The sequence below is a fragment of the Amycolatopsis sp. NPDC047767 genome (genome assembly GCF_040704195.1).
Taxonomy (GTDB): domain Bacteria; phylum Actinomycetota; class Actinomycetes; order Mycobacteriales; family Pseudonocardiaceae; genus Amycolatopsis.
In genome coordinates, this window is the sequence record NZ_JBEYSJ010000046.1 from 35,680 (window position 1) to 54,267 (window position 18,588).

At 71.6% G+C, this 18,588-nt stretch carries 18 protein-coding genes; 15 read left to right on the plus strand and 3 right to left on the minus strand.

Annotation, left to right across the window (positions count from 1 at the left end):
* Positions 1-70 precede the first annotated feature (70 nt).
* Positions 71-1,474, minus strand: coding sequence for an MmgE/PrpD family protein (locus AB0878_RS44610; RefSeq protein ID WP_366588517.1), 1,404 nt, complete (start codon positions 1,472-1,474; stop codon positions 71-73).
* A gap of 336 nt (positions 1,475-1,810) precedes the next feature.
* On the opposite strand from AB0878_RS44610, the gene AB0878_RS44615 reads away from it, so the two are divergent.
* From AB0878_RS44615 to AB0878_RS44685, 15 genes are all read left to right on the plus strand, one after another.
* The gene (locus AB0878_RS44615) at positions 1,811-3,049 is read left to right on the plus strand and encodes an ABC transporter substrate-binding protein (RefSeq protein ID WP_366588520.1); all 1,239 of its coding nucleotides are present in this window, start codon (positions 1,811-1,813) and stop codon (positions 3,047-3,049) included.
* Positions 3,046-4,080 (plus strand): branched-chain amino acid ABC transporter permease, encoded by a 1,035-nt coding sequence (locus AB0878_RS44620; protein ID WP_366588523.1) that lies wholly within the window; start codon positions 3,046-3,048, stop codon positions 4,078-4,080. The genes AB0878_RS44615 and AB0878_RS44620 overlap by 4 nt, the downstream gene beginning before the upstream one ends.
* Positions 4,077-5,120: a branched-chain amino acid ABC transporter permease gene (locus tag AB0878_RS44625; protein WP_366588525.1), complete on the plus strand. Its 1,044-nt coding sequence runs from the start codon at positions 4,077-4,079 to the stop codon at positions 5,118-5,120. The genes AB0878_RS44620 and AB0878_RS44625 overlap by 4 nt, the downstream gene beginning before the upstream one ends.
* Positions 5,117-5,848 (plus strand): ABC transporter ATP-binding protein, encoded by a 732-nt coding sequence (locus AB0878_RS44630; RefSeq protein ID WP_366588527.1) that lies wholly within the window; start codon positions 5,117-5,119, stop codon positions 5,846-5,848. The genes AB0878_RS44625 and AB0878_RS44630 overlap by 4 nt, the downstream gene beginning before the upstream one ends.
* The gene (locus tag AB0878_RS44635) at positions 5,841-6,542 is read left to right on the plus strand and encodes an ABC transporter ATP-binding protein (protein WP_360587066.1); all 702 of its coding nucleotides are present in this window, start codon (positions 5,841-5,843) and stop codon (positions 6,540-6,542) included. The genes AB0878_RS44630 and AB0878_RS44635 overlap by 8 nt, the downstream gene beginning before the upstream one ends.
* Positions 6,543-6,559: 17 nt before the next feature.
* Entirely contained in the window at positions 6,560-7,969 is a 1,410-nt protein-coding gene (locus AB0878_RS44640) for an MmgE/PrpD family protein (RefSeq protein ID WP_366588529.1), read from the plus strand.
* 47 nt (positions 7,970-8,016) lie between these two features.
* Positions 8,017-8,655 (plus strand): aspartate/glutamate racemase family protein, encoded by a 639-nt coding sequence (locus tag AB0878_RS44645; protein ID WP_366588531.1) that lies wholly within the window; start codon positions 8,017-8,019, stop codon positions 8,653-8,655.
* Positions 8,652-10,043 carry an FAD-binding protein gene (locus AB0878_RS44650; RefSeq protein WP_366588533.1) on the plus strand — a complete coding sequence of 464 codons (1,392 nt, stop codon included), beginning with the start codon at positions 8,652-8,654 and terminating at the stop codon, positions 10,041-10,043. The genes AB0878_RS44645 and AB0878_RS44650 overlap by 4 nt, the downstream gene beginning before the upstream one ends.
* Entirely contained in the window at positions 10,040-10,570 is a 531-nt protein-coding gene (locus AB0878_RS44655; RefSeq protein ID WP_220241906.1) for a hypothetical protein, read from the plus strand. The genes AB0878_RS44650 and AB0878_RS44655 overlap by 4 nt, the downstream gene beginning before the upstream one ends.
* Entirely contained in the window at positions 10,567-10,926 is a 360-nt protein-coding gene (locus tag AB0878_RS44660) for an EthD domain-containing protein (protein WP_220241905.1), read from the plus strand. The genes AB0878_RS44655 and AB0878_RS44660 overlap by 4 nt, the downstream gene beginning before the upstream one ends.
* Positions 10,923-11,663, plus strand: a complete 741-nt coding sequence (locus AB0878_RS44665) for a hypothetical protein (RefSeq protein ID WP_220241904.1) — start codon at positions 10,923-10,925, stop codon at positions 11,661-11,663. The genes AB0878_RS44660 and AB0878_RS44665 overlap by 4 nt, the downstream gene beginning before the upstream one ends.
* Positions 11,660-12,643 carry an LLM class flavin-dependent oxidoreductase gene (locus tag AB0878_RS44670; protein WP_366588535.1) on the plus strand — a complete coding sequence of 328 codons (984 nt, stop codon included), beginning with the start codon at positions 11,660-11,662 and terminating at the stop codon, positions 12,641-12,643. Before AB0878_RS44665 ends, AB0878_RS44670 begins: the two co-directional genes overlap by 4 nt.
* A 69-nt stretch (positions 12,644-12,712) precedes the next feature.
* Positions 12,713-14,077, plus strand: coding sequence for an MmgE/PrpD family protein (locus AB0878_RS44675; protein ID WP_366588537.1), 1,365 nt, complete (start codon positions 12,713-12,715; stop codon positions 14,075-14,077).
* A 41-nt stretch (positions 14,078-14,118) separates the two neighbouring features.
* Positions 14,119-15,483, plus strand: coding sequence for an MmgE/PrpD family protein (locus AB0878_RS44680; RefSeq protein ID WP_220241901.1), 1,365 nt, complete (start codon positions 14,119-14,121; stop codon positions 15,481-15,483).
* A complete protein-coding gene (locus AB0878_RS44685) occupies positions 15,473-16,870 on the plus strand; it encodes an MmgE/PrpD family protein (protein WP_366588540.1) in 1,398 nt (465 codons plus the stop codon). The genes AB0878_RS44680 and AB0878_RS44685 overlap by 11 nt, the downstream gene beginning before the upstream one ends.
* Positions 16,871-16,894: 24 nt before the next feature.
* On the opposite strand, the gene AB0878_RS44690 is transcribed toward AB0878_RS44685, so the two are convergent.
* Both AB0878_RS44690 and AB0878_RS44695 read right to left on the minus strand, forming a co-directional pair.
* Complete coding sequence (locus tag AB0878_RS44690) at positions 16,895-18,085, minus strand: cation:proton antiporter (protein ID WP_366588542.1); 1,191 nt, start codon at positions 18,083-18,085, stop codon at positions 16,895-16,897.
* Positions 18,085-18,567, minus strand: a complete 483-nt coding sequence (locus AB0878_RS44695) for a cation:proton antiporter regulatory subunit (RefSeq protein ID WP_364177619.1) — start codon at positions 18,565-18,567, stop codon at positions 18,085-18,087. Before AB0878_RS44695 ends, AB0878_RS44690 begins: the two co-directional genes overlap by 1 nt.
* Between the last annotated feature and the right edge of the window lie 21 nt (positions 18,568-18,588).

The following is an 18,588-nucleotide window of genomic DNA, read 5'->3' on the forward strand; positions in this document are numbered from 1 at the left end:
TCCGCGGATCGCGCTCCCGGCGCGATACCCGAGGGGCCCGGGGGCCGGCCGGTGCGGCCGGTGCCGATTTTCACGACGGCCGTCGTACGTCGAGCGTGCGCAGCACGAGGCCGAACGGGATCGGGCCGTCCTGGCCGAGAGAGGCCACGGCAGCGAGCACTGCCCGCGCCCCGCTCTCACCGACGGCGTCGGTCAGCAGCGTCGCGGCCTTTTGACCGACCACCGGGTCGTCGACCGCGTCAGGCCCGTCACCGCGGGGGGCGCCGTCGCGTGACGCGGTGAGCTGGGTGCCGTCGGTGAACCGCACGGTGACCGTGGCCGGGCGCCCCGCCGGATACCCGGCGTCGAGGGTCCGGTCGTGTTCCACCCGCACCCGAGCCGCCAGATCCCGCACCGCGGTGACGCGGAGGGTGCCGGACTCGAACGCGTGGGTCCGCAGTGTGCCCAGGACCAGACCGGCGGCCACGCTCCACGGGATGCTGAACCGGGCGGCCATTTCACTGCGGGGCAGCACGTTGTCGAACGCGGCCGCCGCGGCGTAGGTGCGGACCGTGACCGCGGCGATCTCTTCGGGCCGGTAAGGACGGGTCGCGAGGTCCTCGACGGCGTCGTTGACGCCGTGCAGCAGGGCGCAGGTGGGGTGGCGCTTGAGGTACCCCTGGGTGATGGTCCAGTCGCCGGCGGCGACCAGTGCGATCAGCCGCTCGGAGAATCCGCCCTGGTCGGCCGCGACCCAGCGGGCGAAGTGGCGTTCCAGTGTTCCCGGCTGCGCCCGGAGGCCCGCCGCGGCCGCCTGGCCGTGGATGACCGCGGTCTGTGCCGCGCAGGCGAGGTAGAGGTTCTGGCTGGTCCAGCCGTCGAAGACCCCCGGCGCGTCGGGCACCGTGGTCAGCGCGGCACACGAGTCGATGGCCCCGGCAATGGTCTCCGCGTCGCCACCGCTGAGCACGTGGGCAACGCCGGCCGCGGCCCCGAGCGTCGCCCAGGTCCCGATGTCGTGGACCCCGGCCGGGGTCCCGCCCATCGCGAGGCCGATCCGCACGCCCGTCTCGTAGCCGGCCAGCACGGCCGACAGCGTCGCTGGGCCATCGGCGCCGCAGGCCTCGGCGGCAGCGAGAACGGCCGGCACCACGTGGGATGCCGGATGGCCGCGAGCGCGCCGGTGCCCGTCCTGGAGCTGCTCGCGCGCGACCGGCATCGCGTTGAGGAATGCCGCCTGGGCCGGTGGGAAACCCGTCCGGTGGCCCAGCACGCTGCTGGGGCCGGCACCGATCGCGTAGGTGGCCTGGAGAACCGCGATGTCGGGCCGGGCCAGACCGGCGGCCGCCGTGGCCACCACGTCGGCGACGAGCGCCCGTACCCGGTGCCGTACCGCGTCCGGGGCCGCGGGCTCGCGGATACTTGCCGCGAAGGTGCCCAGGCGCGCGGCGAGGCCGGCGCCGGCTGTCGGCACGGGCGGTGACGCGCTCTCCACGGGGATCTCCTCGATAGCCGGGGCACAGGACCGCGGGGGGGCGCCGCGCACGGGACGCGCGCGGCCGGCCGCCACCGCCGGAAGCCAGTGTTACAACTGCGTTTCTGTAGACGGAACAAGTCTGGCTGCCGTCCCGTCGGGAGTCAATGCCCAGGCGAAACCTGCGCTCTGCCTGGAGTCCGGCTCTGCGGTCGCGAAGTGCACGTGACCTCAATCATCGATGTACCACTTGACGTGAGTACGACCACATGCCACAGTCAGCGCAACTTGATCGGGGCGTTCCGATTAGCGGAACGATCACAGCGCCACTCTTCATCAAGATCAGGAGTCATCAGGATGCGTACAAGATCCTTCGTGAAGCTGGTCGCCGCGGTCGGCTCCGGGGCCGTACTCCTCGCCGGCTGTGCGGGCGGCGGCAGCGGCGGTTCGAGCGGGGATGCCAAGGTCATCAAGATCGGCACCCTGCACCCCCTCTCGGGTGCCAACGCGGGCGACGGAACCCAGCTCGAGAACGGCGTGAAGCTCGGTATCAAGGCCATCAACGACGCCGGCGGCATCAAAGCGCTCGGTGGCGCCAAGCTCGAGCTGGACGGGGGTGACACCAAGGGCACGCCGGACACCGGCCAGAGCGAGGCCCAGCGCCTCGTCGGTGACGGCGTCGTCGCCCTGGTCGGCACCTACCAGAGCGCCGTGAGCGCCAATGTCGCCGCCGTCGCCGAGCGCAACAAGGTCCCCTTCGTCATGGACATCTCGGGCGACGACGCGATCCTCTCGCACGGCTACAAATACTCGTTCCGCATGCAGCCGCAGAACTCGCGGTTCGGCACGACCGCGGCCCAGTACGTCAAGGCCATCTCCGAGGCGGCGAATCGCCCGGTCACCAAGGTCGCCTACCTGCACGAGGCCACGGCGTTCGGCACCGGGGTCTACCAGGCGTTCAAGGCCGAGGCTCAGAAGAGCGGCCTCCAGATGGGTCCGGAGATCACCTATGACGCGGCCAGCGTCTCCGATCTGACCACCCAGATCGCCCAGGTCAAGGCGAGCGGCGCGAACGTCCTCGTCGTCTCGGGCTACTACCGCGACGGCGTCCTCGCCGCGAAGGCGATCCAGACGGTCAAGCCGGCCCTCGATGCCGTGGTCGGCGCAGCCGACGGTGCGTTCGACCAGCCGCAGTTCCCGACCGACGCCGGTTCGGCTTCCCAGGGGTACTTCGACGTGAACTACCACTTCGACGACAAGAGCGCCGACGCGAAGGCGTTCAGCGCCCTTTACAAGACGACCTACAAAGACGAGGCGCGCACCGGCGCGGCCCTCGCCTACGACTCGGTTCGTGTCATCGCGGCAGCGCTCGAGAAGGCCGGCTCGACCGACGCGTCGAAGGTTCGCGACGCCATCGCACAGACCAACCTGACGCCGCTGACTCTCTCCGACGGCCCGATCAAGTTCAGCGACAAGGGCGAGAACTCCACCTCGCTGCCCGTGCTGACCCAGGTCCAGAACGGTGCTCCGGTCGTGGTCTATCCGCAGTCCGCTGCGGTCAAGAGCCCCGTCTACCCCGCGAACCCGGGCCAGTGACCGGCCCGACGAACGCCGGAGGGGCGGTTCCGTCGAAGGACGGGACCGCCCTCCGGGGCGGTAGCCGCGCCACGTCGCGGCTGAGCCTGCGCCATTCGACGCCGCTGGTCGTGACGGGCGCCTTGCTGGTCGTTCTCTTCATCGCCGCGCTGCTGCGCTCGGGCAGCATGGGCATCACCGGCCAGGCGCTGCTCACCGGCATCATTTCCGGCGGTGTCTACAGCCTGCTCGCGATGGGCCTCACCCTTGTCTTCGGCGTGCTCGACATCGTCAACTTCGCGCACGGTGCCTTCCTCGCCGTTGGTCTCTACATCACTTACGAGGTGGCGCACCAGGCCGGGCTGAACCCCTACATCGCCCTCCCGGTCGCGATCCTCGGGCTCTTCGTGCTCGGCGTCCTGATCCAGCTCCTGCTCCTCAACCGCACGATGGGCGGCACGCTCGAGCGCCAGCTGCTGATCACCCTCGGCCTGTCGCTGCTGATCAGCAATGTCCTACTGCTGGTCTTCGGCGGCGACCCGCTGTCGGCGAACCTGAAGAGCGACCCCGGCGTGCACGTGTTCGGCGCCGTCGCCAACCTCTCCCGGGTCATCGCCCTCGGCGGCGCCCTGGTACTGGCCGTGCTGGTCTTCCTGCTGCTGGAGCGCACCTCGTTCGGCCGGGCGATCCGCGCTGTCGCCGCCAGCCGGCAGGGGGCGGGACTGGTCGGCATCGACGTGCGGCTCGTCTACGCGGTCACCTTCGGCCTGGGCACCGCCTGTGCCGGGGCGGCCGGCATGCTCATCGCGCCGTTCACCACGATCACCCCGACCGCCGGCGACCAGTTCAACATCCTCGCCTTCGTCGTCGTCGTGATGGGCGGGCTGGGCAACGTGATGGGCGCCGTCATCAGCGGTGTGATCGTCGGCCTGGTCGAGCAGCTGGGCGGTGTCGCGATCGCCGGTCAGAGCCCCCTGCTGGGCGTTTTCATCCTGTTCCTGCTCATCCTGCTGATCCGTCCGCAGGGCATCTTCGGAGCCACGTCATCATGACCGTCACCACCGAGACGCGACCGGGATCAGCGGCGATCCAGAATCGCCGCCAGTCGATCCAGCGGTCCCTGATCATCCTGGTCGTCATCACCGTCCTGGCCGCTTTCGCTCCCGCACTCCTGCCCGAGTCGAGCCAGACCATCGCGGTCCGGGTGCTGATCTTCGCGATCATGGCGATCGGCTGGAACCTGATGAGCGGCTACGGTGGCATGTTCAGCTTCGGGCACGCGGCGTTCTTCGGCATCGGCGCGTACACCGACGTCTACCTCCTGGAGCACTTCGGCTGGTCGCCGTGGATCTCGCTGGTCGTCGGAGCGATGCTGGCGGCACTCGTGGCCATCTGCATCGGCTACCTCGCCTTCCGCTACAAGCTGCGCAGTGCCTACTTCGCGCTCGCCACGTTCGCCTTCGCCGAGATGCTGCGGTTGCTCGCGACCAACACCAGCTGGGTCAACGGCACCACCGGGTTCCACGTCCCGCTGCTGCCCGACAACTCGTGGTCGATGCTGCAGTTCGCCGCCAATGCGCCGCAGTACTACTACATCGGCCTCGCGCTGGTCGTGATCTGCCTGCTGATCACGATGTTCTACCTCCGGTCGCGCACCGGCATCCACACGGTCGCCGTGCGCGACAACGAGGACGCGGCCGACGCGCTGGGCGTCAACGTCATGCGGGTCAAGCTGACCACGATGGCGCTCTCCGCGGCGATCACGTCCGTCGCCGGCATGTTCTACGCGCAGTACTTCATGTTCGTCGATCCCGACATCGCGTTCGGCCAGGCCCAGTCGGTCCAGGCCATCGCCCCGGCGGTCATCGGCGGCGTCGCCACCCTGTGGGGCCCGCTCGTCGGCGCACTGATCCTCGGCCCGCTCTCGGACCTGACGGCCGGCTGGCTGCGCAACCCGCCCGCTTTCCTGGAATTCCTCTCGGGCCGGGGCGGGCTGGACGTGGTGCTCTACTCGATCCTGCTGATCGTGATCGCCCTCGTCCTGCCCAAAGGCATCGTCGGATCGATCCGCGATTGGTGGAAGCGCCGATGAGCACCGCTCTCGAAGTACGCGACGTGAGCAAGTCCTTCCGTGGCGTCCATGCACTCAGCGAGGTCGAGATCGACGTCGCCGAAGGTTCGATCGTCGGCATCATCGGGCCGAACGGCGCGGGCAAGACGACGTTCTTCAACGTCATCGCCGGCGCACTGCGGCCGGACACCGGCCATGTGAAGCTCTTCGGCAAGGACGTGAGCGGGATGTCGCCGCACCGGATCTCGCGGCTCGGCATGGCGCGAACGTTCCAGCTGATGCGTCCGTTCGGCTCCATGACGGTCCGGGAGAACGTCGTCGCGGCAGCACTGTCGCGGGGCGGCAATCACCGCAGCGCCCATCACCACGCGCACGAGGTCATCGAAGCGACCGGCATGGCGGCCTGGGCGGACGCGGTGTCCGACTCGCTGCACACAGCTGCGCTGAAGCGGCTCGAGCTGGCCCGGGTGCTCGCCACCCGTCCGCGGCTGCTGCTGCTCGACGAGGTCCTGGCCGGCCTCGTGCCCGCCGAACGGGCGCCCGTCGTCGACCTGCTCGCCCGCCTGCGTGAGTCGGAGGGCCTGACGCTCGTGTTCGTCGAACACATCATGCAGGCCGTCATGCAGCTCTCCGACTCTGTCGTCGTCTTCGACCGCGGACGGGTGATCGCCTCGGGCGAGCCCGCGGAAGTGGTCGCGGACCCGACGGTCGTGGAGGCCTATCTCGGACAGGAGCTGCCTGGTGCTTGAGCTCGACAACATCGCTGCCGGCTACGGCAAGCTGCAGATCCTCCACGACATGAGCCTGCGGGTCAGGCCGGGGGAACTGGTCTCCGTCGTCGGCGCCAACGGTGCCGGCAAGACCACCACGCTCCGCGTGATCAGCGGACTGATCAGTGCGCTCTCCGGTGCGGTCACCTACGACGGCGAGCCGCTGACCGGGCTGCGGCCGCACCAGATCGTGCGGCGCGGGATCGTGCAGGTGTCCGAGGATCGCGACCTCTTCGGCCCCATGAGCGTCGAGGAGAACCTCGTCCTGGGCGCGTGGACGCGCCGCGGCGTGCGGATGGCGCAGGAGCTGGAGCGGATCTTCGAGCTGTTCCCGATCCTGGCCGAGCGCCGCAAGCAGGCGGCCCAGAGCATGAGCGGCGGCCAGCAGCAGATGCTCGCCATCGGCCGGGCCCTCATGGCGAAGCCGCGGCTGCTGATGCTCGACGAACCGTCGACCGGCCTCTCGCCGAAGCTGACCTGGGACGTGCTGAAGGCCGTCGCGGCCATCCGCGACACGGGTGTCTCGGTTCTCCTGATCGAGCAGAACGCCGCTCAGGCGCTCTCGATCTCCGACCGGGCCTACGTGCTCGAGAGCGGCACCATCGCGCTCGAAGGCCCGGGCAAGGAGCTGGCCGGCGACGAGCGGGTCAAGAAGGCCTACCTCGGCCTGTGAACGAAACGGCGGAGAAGGTGGGGAAGACGGTTACCGTTGATCCCGGTACGGATCAAGCGAACGAAGTCGGGCTCGACCCGGATCAGCAGGCGGCGCTCGAGGCCCTCGACCGGCTCGCCGGCTGGGCCGGCGCGCTGAGGTGGGACGCCGTACCCGAGAACGTGCGAGAGCGGCTGCGTCTGGTCCTGCTCGACACCTTCGGAGTCACGGTCCTGGGTGCTCGGCTTCCCGAGCGCGCCGCACTCGTGGACGCCTGGGCGCCCTCACCCGGACCGGTACCGGTCTTCGGGACCGGGGTCGAGACCACGGTCGAGGCCGCGGCCTGGCTCAACGCCACGGCGCTGGTGAGCCTGGAGATGGACGAGGGCAACAAGTTCGCGGCCGGCCACCCCGCCGCGCACGGCTTCCCGGCGGTCCTGGCACTCGCCTGCGCGCTCGACACGGACGGTCCGGCCACCGCGACGGCCCTGCTCGTCGCCTACGAGGTCGCCGCGCGGTACGGTCGCGCCAGCCGCGGCGCGCCGGGTCTGCACCCGCACGGCAACTGGGGCGTCACCGGCGCAGCCGCGGGCTGCGCCAAGCTCCTCGGTCTCGACACCGCGGGGATCGCCGCCGCCGTCGACACCGCGAGCGGCATGCCGATCGCCGGGCCGTTCTCCGCGGCACTCGACGGCAACGCGGTGCGCAATGAGTGGATGGGCGCCAGCAACGTGGCCGGGCTCGCCGCCGCGCGACTGGCCAAGGCCGGGATCGCGCACGCCACCGGCATCGCCGCCCACAGCCTGGGCGGGTTGCTCGGCACGTTCGACCCGGTCGCCCTGGTCGAGCAGCTCGGCCTGCGCTGGGACATCGGGCTCGGCTACTTCAAACGGCACGCCTCGTGCGCCTTCACCCACCCCAGCGCGGATGCCACCCTCGTGTTGCGAGCACGACTGCACCAGGACGGGCTCGCCGACAGCGACATCACCCGGGTGCGGGTCACGACGTACTCGATGGCGGCAGCGCTCGGCCGCACCCGATGGAGCAACCGGCTGGCCGCCATGTTCTCGATTCCCTACGTGGTGACGACCGCCCTGCTCGATGGCCGCGTCGCTCCCGACGGCTTCGACCGCTCGCGGGAGGACCGGTTCGCCGCACTGGCCGAGCGGGTCGAGGTCGTCTCGGGCACCGAGTTCGACGCCCGCCTGCCCGACGCCCGCGGCGCGGCCGTCGAGCTGACGCTGACCGACGGCCGGGTCCTGCGGCACGAGGTCGCCAACCCAGTCGGCGACGCCGCCCACGAGCCCTTCGACCACGAGCGGACTCTCGTGCTGCTGCGTGACCTGCTGGGCGATGAGGCGGCGCTCCAGCGGGCGGTCGACTGCGCCGCCGCACTGCCCGAGGCGAGGAGCGTGCGAGACGTCCTGCGCGTGCTCGCCACTCCGTGATCCTCACCTGCCGCACCCTGCCCGTCCTCGAGGAGGAGCCACCACCCATGCGGATCTTCGCGACCACACCCCTGCACGTCGGCGTCGAGGAACTGGCGCGGCGACAACAACGTTACGACGCCATCAGCCCGGCCGGCGTGATCGTCGAACTGCACGATCTGGCGCAGGGTGCGCCCGAGCAGCTCGACAACGCCGAGGACATCGCACGTTCGGAGGACTACGTCCACCGGGCCCTCGCCGCCGCCCCCGCGGGGTACGACGTCCTGATGGCCGACTGCGTGCTCGACCCCGCGGTCGCCCGGCTGCAAGAGGAGACCGACCGTCCGGTGGTCGGCATCCTCAAGCTCAACCTGGCCCTCGCGGCCGCGCTCGCGGCGCCGATGGGCGCGGTGGTCCGCAACGAGGCCATCGCCGCCGAGATGCGCCGGGTTGCGGCCGCTTACGGCTGGGAGCGGTGGCTCGGGCAGATCGAGATCCTCGACCTGCCCTTCGACTCGATCAGTGAAGGGCCGGGGTGGCAGCAGCGCCTCGACGAGGCGGCCGAGGTGCTGGCCGCGAAGGGGGCCCGCACGCTGCTCAACGGCTGCTCCGCCGTCGACGTCGATCCAGCGCACCCCTCGGCGGTGCCGGTGTTCGACCCCGTGCTGCGCGCCCTCGAACTGGTCGCGGCGGGAGCGGGCCGATGAGCGCACAGGGACCCGACCTCGTCGTCGCGGGTGCCGGTGGTGGGCTCATCGCCGCCCTTCGCGCCGCCCAGCTCGGCCTCGACGTCCTCGTGGTCGAGGTGAGCGAGCACTTCCTTCGCGGCAACAACACGTCGATGTGCACGGCGATGGTGCCGGGCGTGAACAGCCGCTGGCAGCGGGAGCAGGGGATCGAGGACTCGGTCGAGGTGTTCGCCGGCGACGTCGACCGCAAGACCAAGGGCACCGGCGACCAGCGGCTCGCCCGGGCGCTGGCCGCCGTCAGCGGCGAGCTGGTCGAGTGGCTGGCCGACGAGGCCGGCCTAGAGATCTCGCTGATGACCGACATGCACTACCCGGGGCATTCCGTGGACCGCTGCCACACCATCCCCGAGCGGCACGGCACCGTGCTCATCGACCACCTGGCCCGGCAGGCGCGGGCCCACCCGCGGATCGATTTCCTGGTGCCGGCCCGGCTCACCGACGTCGAGCTGGACGCCGAGGGCCGGGTCGCCGCGGTCGTGGTCACCGACCCGAACGCCGACGAGGAGCGCATCGAGACCCCGGCCGTCCTGCTCGCCACCAACGGTTACGGTGCCGATCACGAGCTGGTCGCCGAGCACATGCCGGAGATCGCCACGGCCACATACCACGGCAGCGAAACGTCGCGCGGCGATGCGCTCCGGATCGGCTCCCGGCTGGGCGCCGCGACCGAGTTCCTGGACGCCTATCAGGGCCACGGAGCGCTGGCGGCGAAGTCCTCGACGCTGCTGGGCTGGGCCACGATCATGCACGGCGCCGTCATGCTGGACACCACGGGCCGCCGCTTCGCCAAGGAGACCACCGGCTACTCCGAATTCGGCCCCTCCCTGGCGGCCCGGCCGGAGGCGACCGGCTGGGTCGTGTTCGACCGCCGGGTGCACGAACTGTGCATGCCGTTCACGGACTTCCGGCAGACCGTCGAGTCCGGCGCCGAAGTGTGGGCCGACGACGCGCGGGCGCTCGCCGTCGCGACGGGCCTGCCCGAAGATGCCGTCACCGCCGAGCTCGACGAGTCCGGGCGGGCGGCGCGAGGCGAGATCCCCGACCGGTTCGGCCGCGACTACGAGGCACCGCTCGAGCCGCCGTACGCCGCGGTGAAGGTGGTGCCGGCTCTCTTCCACACCCAGGGCGGCCTGGTCGTGGACGGGTCGGCGCGTGTCGTCGACGGCGACGACCGGCCCATTCCCGGCCTCTACGCCTCAGGTGGCGCGGCCGCCGGGATTTCGGGGCACGGCGCCTCGGGCTACCTGGCAGGCAACGGCCTCCTGCCCGCCTTCGGACTGGCCTACCTCGCCGCCACGGCCGTGGCGGCGGAACACCGCGCGGCGGGCTCGGACACCACGGCATGACCGACGAGGCGGCCGCCCGGTCCCGGGCACTGGACTTCGTGCGGCACGAGGCCGGATTCGCCCAGCTGGTCACCCACGGCGCGGGCGGCGCCCTGGTCGGACGGACCACCAGCGCGTTCCTGACCGACGACTGGGCCGTCGAACTGGTGCAGCGCCGGACCCACCGCAGAGTCGAGCAGCTCCGCCACGACGACCGGGTGCTGGCGATCTGGGGTGGCACGCCGGCCGACGACTCGGTCAACGACTCGCCGTGGACCTTCGACCTCGGCCTGACGATCCCGCGGGTGGTCTTCGTCCGCGGCGTCGCGCGGCCGCTGGACGCGAAGGCCACCTGGGAGGTCTACGACCGGCACACGACGCGGCTGCGAGCCGCGGGCCACACGAAGGCGCCGTTGCGGGACCGGGCCGACCTCGACGCCAACTTCGCCGGAGTGCGGATCGAACCACGCCGGGTCCGGCTCGAGGGCTTCGGGACGGGCGCGCAGGCGTTCAGCTGGACCATCACACCACGGAGGACGGACACGTGATCAAGGCGATCCTGGGGTACGACATCGTCGAGGGCGTGAGCGAGCAGGAGTACGAGCGCTGGCTTTTCGACGTGCACGCGCCCGACCTGCTCGCCAACCCGAACCTCGACCGGATCGTGTTCAACAAGGTGCTTCGTCCGGTGACGACGGCGTCGGGAGGGACCGCCGCGGTTCCGCCGAGCATGATGTTCTACCGGATCGCGGAGATGCACTTCGCGGACGAGGCGGCGTATCAGGCCTACCGCGACTGGTTCGCGGACAACCCGCTGCCCGCCGAGCGGGGACCGGGCGGTCGGACGGACTTCCGGTTCTACCTCATCACCGACAGCGTCACCGTGGACAGGAACCGGTCGTGACCCAGGCGGGCATCCTCACCCCACCGGCGCCAGGGCTCACCGGTGAGCTCGCGCGGGCCGCGCACGCGGTCTACGCGCTGGAGGCCGCGGCGCCGATCGCAGTCGGCGAGCTGCGCACGCTCTCCGCCGGAGCACCCGAGGGCGTGCTGGCGTCCTGGGCCGAGGAGATCGCGACGGCCGGCGGCTTCCCTCTGCTCGGCACCGGCCTCGTCGCGCCCGCCTATCCGGCCTTGCTGTGGAACGGAGCCCGGCTCGACGGTGCGCGCCCCGACCTCGACTGGGCTCCGCTGCTGGCCGCCCTGGCGGCCGCGGACGCGGCCTCGGCCGGCCTCGACCGCGTCGCGCGCGCGGTCGCCGCCGGCAGCTGCGTGCGCAGCCTCGCCGCGGGTCTCCTGACCGACGACTCTCCGGCGGCCGCCTTACCGACCCTGGCGACGCTCTGCGCCGCGACGGCGGCGGCGTTCGCCGGACCTGCGGAGGGAGAGGGGCTGGAACGGGTTCTGGACCTGGCGGCCAGTCTCACCGTGCTCACTCCCGGCCCGGAGCGGCGTGCGTCCTCGCCCCTGTGGGCAGGGCACGGCGCAGCTTCGGGCTGGCTCGCCGCCACCCTCCCCGCCGAGGTGGCCACGCCGATGTCGGGCAGCGTCGCGCATACGTTGTCGGTGGCGGCCGGTCACGCGGTACCGGCAGCCGGCGTCACCGGCACGGTCGCGGACCTGCTGGAGTCGATCCGGTGAGCGGCGCAGAGCCGAGGCTCCTGCTGAACCTCGCCCGGCCGCACGGCGTGCTCGACCATCTCGCCGCGGCGAGAACCGCGCTGGGCGACGGCGTCGACGGTGTCGGGTTCGCGGACAGCCCACGGCTGTTCCCGGACCCGTTCCTGACGGCCGGACAGGTGCTGACCCGCACCACGGCCGCCTTGTCCGGGCCGTGCGTGATGGGGCTCGGGCTGCACCATCCGAGCGTGGTCGCCCAAGCCCTCGCGACGCTTGCGGGCCAGCACCCCGGCCGGACGTTGCTGGCGGTCGCACGGGGCGAGAGTTCACTGCGCAACGAGGGGCTCCCGATCCCGTCGCTCTCTTCCTATCGCGTCCTGCTGGAGCAGCTTCGCGCTCGACTCGACGAGCTGTCGGCCCAGCTGCCCGGCGGGTTCGGGCCGGTGCTCGGTGCCGCGTCGGGCCCACGGACCATCGAGCAGACCAGCGCGATCCTCGGTGGGGTACTGCTCGACGTGGGCGTCGAGCCTGCCGTGATCGAACGCGCCGTCGGTATCGCGCGGGCCCGGCGCCCTGACGTCCGCTGCTGGCTGTTCCTGCGCGCGGTGGTGACCGACACCGACGACGAAGCGGCAGCAGGCGCAGCCCCGATCTTGGGCTCCTGCGCGGCACGGATCACCAAGTCGCCCGACTGGTACGGCATCGCGCCGGAGCTCGTCGCCCGGGTCGCCGCGGTGGCCTCGGCCCACGACTACCGCCGCCACGGCACCTCGGAGTCGGCGGGCGCCCGCGACGCCGACCCGGAGATCGACTCGCTGATCCGTGACCGATTCGTGCTGACCGGCGACCCCGCGGCCCTCGCCGCCCGGCTGCGGCCCCTTGCCACTCTGGGCATCGAGGGGGTCGTCATCGCCGGTGCCACTGTGGGCGTCGAGCGCCGGTTGGCGCAGACGGCCGGCGCGCTGCGGGCCGGGCTGGCGACGGCCCAGCCGGCGAGCTGACGTGCGCCGGTGGGTCTCGTACCGGCACCGCGGACCGACCGCGAGCAACCCGAGTAAGAAGGAGCGAGGATGCAGACCTTGGACCTGGATGTAGATGCGCTCGGCGAGTTCGCCTCGACGCCCGTGGCAGCGATTCCCGCGCAGATCTGGGATTTCGGCCGGCTGTTGCTGCTGGACTCGCTGGGCGCCCTGCTCGGCGGACTGCGTTACCCGGCCGTGCACGGTCTCGGTGCCCTGCTCGGCGCCGAAGCCGCCGACGAGTCCGCCCCGTTCGGGCGGCTGACGACGCTCGGCGCGGCGGCCACCTGGCTCGACGCCGACTCGGGTGGGTCGTTCCACCCGGCCGGCGGCCGCATCCCGCCGGTACCGACCGCACACCCGGCGCCCCACGTGCTGCCGGCGCTGCTGCACGCACTGAGCCGCCAGGGTGTGGACGACGTGGCCGCCGTCCGCGCGTTCGTGCTGGGCTGCGAGGTGGGGCTGCGCTTCGGCGCCGGCACTTCACTGCGCCCCGGTCTGCACCCGCACGGTATCCACGGCCCCATCGGGGCCGCGGTCGCGGCGTCGGCGCTGACCGGCGCCGACGCGCCCACCACCGCCCGGGCCATCGAGCTGGCCGGCTCACTGCCACTCGCCGCCACGCTGGCCGTGCCGATGCAGGGCGGCACGGTGCGCAACGTCTGGACCGGGCTCGGCTCCTACTACGGCGCGCTCGCCGCCCGGCTGGCCGCCGCCGGCCACGAGGCCGACCCGGGGCTGCTCGCCACGCTCTACGGGGGCGTGGTCACCACCGACGCGGATGCCGAGGAGATCGGCGGCGGGCTCGGCCAACGCTGGCGGGTCGCGGACAGCTATCTCAAGCCCTACGCCTGCGCCCGCTGGGTCCACCCGGCACTGGACGCGCTGCGGGAGGCACTCGTGCGCGCCGGCTCGCCGAAGCCGGCCTCCATCACCGAGATCGTGATCGAGACGTTCGCCTTCGCCGCCTCACTCGACAGCCTCGGCAGCGAGTCCGACCTGCACGCACGGTTTTCGGTGCCGCGCTGCGCGGCGTCCGTCGTCGTCGACGGGCACCTGGACGCCGGCGGCTTCCTGCCCGGGCAGTTCGAGCGGCCCGACGTCGTGGACCTGGCCGCCAAGGTCCGGCTGGTCGAGGTGGCGGAGTACACCGGCGCTCTCCCGGCCGAGCGGCCGGCGCGGGTCACCGTCGTCACCGCGGACTCTTCGGGGACCGCGCAGGTGCGCAACGCGCGGGGCAACCCGAGCGATCCGCTCTCCGTCGACGAGATCGTGGCGAAGTTCCGTGGCAACGTCGGGCCGTTCCTTCCCGGCGACGTGCTCGACCCGGTGGTGCAGGCCCTGACGACCGCGGACCTGCTCCCGGACGGCAGGAGCCTGCAGGCCCTCGCCGACGCGATCGCCCACCGGCTCTGATCCGTCCCGGCCGTTTCCGATCGACCGAAGGAGATGTCGCGATGACACTGGAGAGAGCGGCCGAGTGGGTCGGCGGGCTCCGCTACGAGGACCTTCCGGAGGAAGTCGTCGAGCAGGCCGTCCGCATCGTCTCGGACACCGTCGCAGCAGGCCTCGGCGCCGGCGCCGAGAAAGAGGTGGCCGGTGCGGCGCAGGCAGCGCTGGCCATCGGAGGCCCTGGCGCCGCAACGGTGCTGGCGACCGGGGAGGGCACGACGTCCTATGCGGCCGCGCTGCTCAACGGCCAGGCGTTCGTCACCTACGAGCTCGACGAAGGCAACCAGTGGGCGACGAACCACCCCTCGGCGCATGTGCTGCCCGCGGTCCTCGCCACCGCCGAGGAGCTGGGCAGCAGCGGCCGGGAGTTCCTGGTGGCCTTCGTCGCTGCCTACGAGACGGCTGTGCGGGCCGGGCTTGCGCTGACGCTCCGAGCCCCGGTCCACCCCTTCGGCACCGCCATGGTCGTCGGAGCCGCCGCCGGCGTCGCCCGGCTGCGGGGGTTCTCGGTCGCCGAGATCATCGAGACCGTTCGCGTGGCGGCGGCGATGACCCCCGCTTCGACGCAGCGGGCGGCCAACATGGGAGCCACCGTGCGCAATCTGCTGACCGGCGTGTCGTCGGCCGCGGGTGTGCTGGGCGCGCACGCCGCCCGCGGCGGCGTCACCGGTGAGACGCAGGCCTTGGAAACCGTCTACGGCCAGGTACTCGGCGAGCACTTCGAGCCCTCCGTGCTCGGCGATGGTCTCGGACAGCGGTGGCTGATCCTGGAGAACTACTTCAAGCTGCATGCCTGCAGCCGCTGGAACCACGCTCCCATCGAGGCCATGGGCAAGCTCGTGGCCCGCACCGGCGTGACGAGCGCCGACATCGAGCAGGTCACCGTGTTCACTTACGCCCCCGCGACGCGCCTCGACGAGACGGCCCCGGCGAACGGGTTCGCCGGCAAGCACTCCATTCCCTACAACGTGGCCGTGCAGGCCGTGCTCGGCCACAACGGGCTGGAGGCCTACCGGGGAGACGTCGTGGCGGATGACGAGGTTCGCGCCCTGGCCTCGCGGATCCGGGTCGTCGAGGACCCGGACTACACCCGGGTGCAGCCGGCCGTCCGCACCGCACGCGTGGAAGTGCTCACCACCGACGGGCGACGTCTGTCCGAAGTGGAGGATCGTGCCCCGGGCGGCTTCGACAACCCCTATCCAGAGGCGGTCATCGACGAGAAGTTCGACCAGCTGGTGACCCACGGCAGGTCGGCCGAACTCGTGCACCCGCTGCGAGAGTGGCTGGGTGCGCTCCCGGCCCACTCGAACCTCGGCGGCCTCGCCCGCCTGCTCCGGCCGACAGGAGGGACGGACTCCGATGGTGAGTGACGGGTCGACGAACGGCGGGCCGACCGAGGCGTCTGCGGACGTCGTCGGACAGCTGGCTCGGGCGGTGGCCACCACGAGCTGGGACACCGTTCCGGCGGCCGCGCAGGTCAGTGCGCTCGACCTCCTGCTCGACTCGGTCGCCGTCATGGCCGCCGGCTCCGCCCATCCGGACATGCGGGCGCTGCGCGGCTCCGTCGCGCCGGCCGCGGGACCGAGCACCGTGTTCGGGGAGAGCCGTGGCGCAGGCGTCCAGGACGCCGTGCTGCTGAACGGTGCCACGATCTCGGTGCTCCAGCGGCAGGACGGCTACTCGAGGATGAAGGGGCACCCCGCCATCCAGGTCGCCGCCGTCCTGCTGGGTCTCGGCGAGGAGCGACAGGTGGGAGCTCGGGAGTTCCTCAACGCGTTCGTCGGTGGTTACGAGCTGGCGGCTCGCATCGGGCTCGGCATCGGGGGCGTGCCCGGCCACCTCCACGACATCGGCAACTGGGTGACCGTCGGCGCCGCCGGAGCGGCGACCTCGCTGGTGAGCGGGGCCGATGACCGAGCGGTCGCGGCCGGCATCGACGGCGCCGCCTCGCTCGGTCTCCATTTCGACCGCTGGACCACCACGTCCGGCGCCACGCTCCACCATCTCTACCCCGCGACGGCCTGCACGACAGCGCTCAACGTGGCCCGCGGAGCCGCGGCCGGTCTCACGGCGCGGCCCGGGGCCTTGAGCTCGTTCTACGGGCCGTTCCTGGCCGAGGACTTCCACGCCGAGGCGATGCTCGACGGTGTCGCGGACGGGACCTGGGCGAGCTATGAGATCGTGAACGGCTACTTTAAACTCCACCCCTCGTGTGCGCACTTGCACGGCGTGAACGACGCGGTGTCCGCCCTGCTGGCGGAGGAGCGCTTCGGCGAGGACGACGTACGCCGGGTCGACGTGCGGATCTTCGACGAGGGCATGGCGATCGACTGCGCCGAGCCGAAGAACGACCTGGATGCCCGGTTCAGCGCTCGGGCGACGGTGGCCGCGGCCATCCGGTTCGGCGCGCTCGATGACGAAGGTTTGCTGGACCTCGGCACCCTCCGGCCACTGATGGACCGGATCAGCGTCTCGCACGACCCCGAGCTCGACGTGCACAAGCCCACCGGTCGGGCCGGCACAGTGCGCGTCGAGCTCGGCAACGGCCGTGTCGTCTCCCGCACGGTCATCCACCCGCGTGGTACGCCCGAAGTCCCTGTGACCGATGAGGAGCGGCTGGCCAAGGCAACGAGCCTTCTGAGCCGCGTCTACGGTGCCGCCGGGGCCGAGCGGGTCAGGGAAGAGATCTACGCACTGCCCCGCACCAAGTCCCTGCACGCGCTGACCGAGAGCCTGCGTACGACACAGACGCAGTAAGGCGTCATAGGTGCTGAGCGCGGCTCACGCGGGTGCTTCGCTGTGCTGGGTCCGGGGTTTCCGTTGCACAGCCTTGGCGATCGGCTCGACGATGCGGGCCGCGGTGGGGCCGAGGATGGCCATGAGGAGCACGTAGGCCGTGGCCAGTGCGGCGAGTTCGCCGTCGACCGCGCCCGCGGTGACGGCCAGGCCGGCGATGACGATGGAGAATTCGCCGCGCGCCACCAGTGCCGCGCCGGCGCGGGCGCGGCCCAGGCGGCCGATGCCCTGTCTTCGCGCGGCCCACCAGCCGGTGGCGACCTTCGTGAGCGTGGTCACCACGGCCAGCACCACGGCCCAGCCGAGCACGGGCGGAATCGACGCCGGGTCGGTGTTGAGGCCGAACACCACGAAGAACACGGCCGCGAACAGGTCACGCAGGGGTTCGAGCAGGCGCGTGGCGTTGTGGGCCGTCGAGCCGGAGACGGCGATGCCGAGCAGGAACGCGCCGACGGCGGCCGAGACCTGCATCGCCGACGCGAGGCCCGCCACGAGCAGCGCGGCGCCGAGGATCTTGAGCAGGAACACCTCGCGGTCGTCGCTGTCCACGATCGCGGAGACGTAGCGGCCGAACTTCAGCGCGATCACCAGCACCACGGTGATCACCAGCAGCGAGATGCCGACGGCTTCGAGGCCGCCCAGAAAGCTGACGCCCCCGAGGATCGCCGTGAGGATCGGGAGGTACAGCGCCATCACGAGGTCTTCGAACACGAGGATGGACAGCACCACCGGCGTCTCGCGGTTGCCGAGCCGGCCGAGGTCGCCGAGCACCTTCGCGACGATGCCGGACGACGAGATGTAGGTGACGCCCGCCATCACGATCGCGCCGATCGGGCCCCAGCCCAGCAATAGCGCCACGGCCGCGCCGGGCAGCGCGTTGAGCACGATGTCGAGCAGGCCCGCCGTCCACGAGCGGCGCAGGCCCGTGAACAGCTCCGCCGCCGAGTACTCCAGGCCCAGCAGCAGGAGCAGCAGCACCACGCCGATCTCGCTGGCCAGGTGCGTGAAGTCGCCGATGTCGGTGAGCGGGATCAGGCCGCCGGAGCCGAAGCACAGGCCGCCGAGGAGGTAGAGCGGGATGGGGGAGAGCCCGATCCGGCCGGCGAGCCTGCCCAGCACGCCGAGCACGAAGAAGACCCCGCCGAGTTCGATCAGGGACAGCGCGGTGTGGTCCATCAGCCTTGCTTGAGGATCTTGGCGGCGGCGTCCAGACCTTCGGACGTCCCGACCGCGACCAGCAGGTCGCCGGCGGTGAAGGTGAAGTCGGGCGTCGGCGACGGGTGCACCTGGCCCGCGCGCGCCACCGCGACCACCGACACGCTCGTGCGCGTGCGCATCGCCGTGTCGCCGAGCGTGCGGCCGTCGAACGGCCCGTCCTCGGTGATCGGCAGCTGGCGGGTGTGGATGCCCGGCAGCTCGCGGTGTTCTTCGGTGAGCTGCGCGACGAGCTGCGGTGCGCCGAGCAGGTTGGCCAGCGCGCCGGCCTCGTCCGCGGTGAGCGGCAGCGAGGCGAGGCAGGCGTCGACGTCGTCGGCCTTGGACACGATCAGCTCGATCTTGCCGTCCCGCTGGGTCACGACGCCGATGCGCCGTCCCGCACGCGTGGCGAAGTCCTTCCGGACCCCGATTCCGGGCAGGGGAGTCACTTCCACGTTCACACCGGCCACGGTAACCCATTG

Excerpts from the sequence above, each read along its gene's own strand:
- AB0878_RS44615 (WP_366588520.1), top strand. The coding sequence starts at position 1,811 with ATGCGTACAAGATCCTTCGTGAAGCTGGTCGCCGCGGTCGGCTCCGGG.
- AB0878_RS44625 (WP_366588525.1), top strand. The coding sequence starts at position 4,077 with ATGACCGTCACCACCGAGACGCGACCGGGATCAGCGGCGATCCAGAAT.
- AB0878_RS44630 (WP_366588527.1), top strand. The coding sequence starts at position 5,117 with ATGAGCACCGCTCTCGAAGTACGCGACGTGAGCAAGTCCTTCCGTGGC.
- AB0878_RS44645 (WP_366588531.1), top strand. The coding sequence starts at position 8,017 with ATGCGGATCTTCGCGACCACACCCCTGCACGTCGGCGTCGAGGAACTG.
- AB0878_RS44650 (WP_366588533.1), top strand. The coding sequence starts at position 8,652 with ATGAGCGCACAGGGACCCGACCTCGTCGTCGCGGGTGCCGGTGGTGGG.
- AB0878_RS44655 (WP_220241906.1), top strand. The coding sequence starts at position 10,040 with ATGACCGACGAGGCGGCCGCCCGGTCCCGGGCACTGGACTTCGTGCGG.
- AB0878_RS44675 (WP_366588537.1), top strand. The coding sequence starts at position 12,713 with ATGCAGACCTTGGACCTGGATGTAGATGCGCTCGGCGAGTTCGCCTCG.
- AB0878_RS44680 (WP_220241901.1), top strand. The coding sequence starts at position 14,119 with ATGACACTGGAGAGAGCGGCCGAGTGGGTCGGCGGGCTCCGCTACGAG.
- AB0878_RS44685 (WP_366588540.1), top strand. The coding sequence starts at position 15,473 with ATGGTGAGTGACGGGTCGACGAACGGCGGGCCGACCGAGGCGTCTGCG.
- AB0878_RS44690 (WP_366588542.1), bottom strand. The coding sequence starts at position 18,085 with ATGGACCACACCGCGCTGTCCCTGATCGAACTCGGCGGGGTCTTCTTC.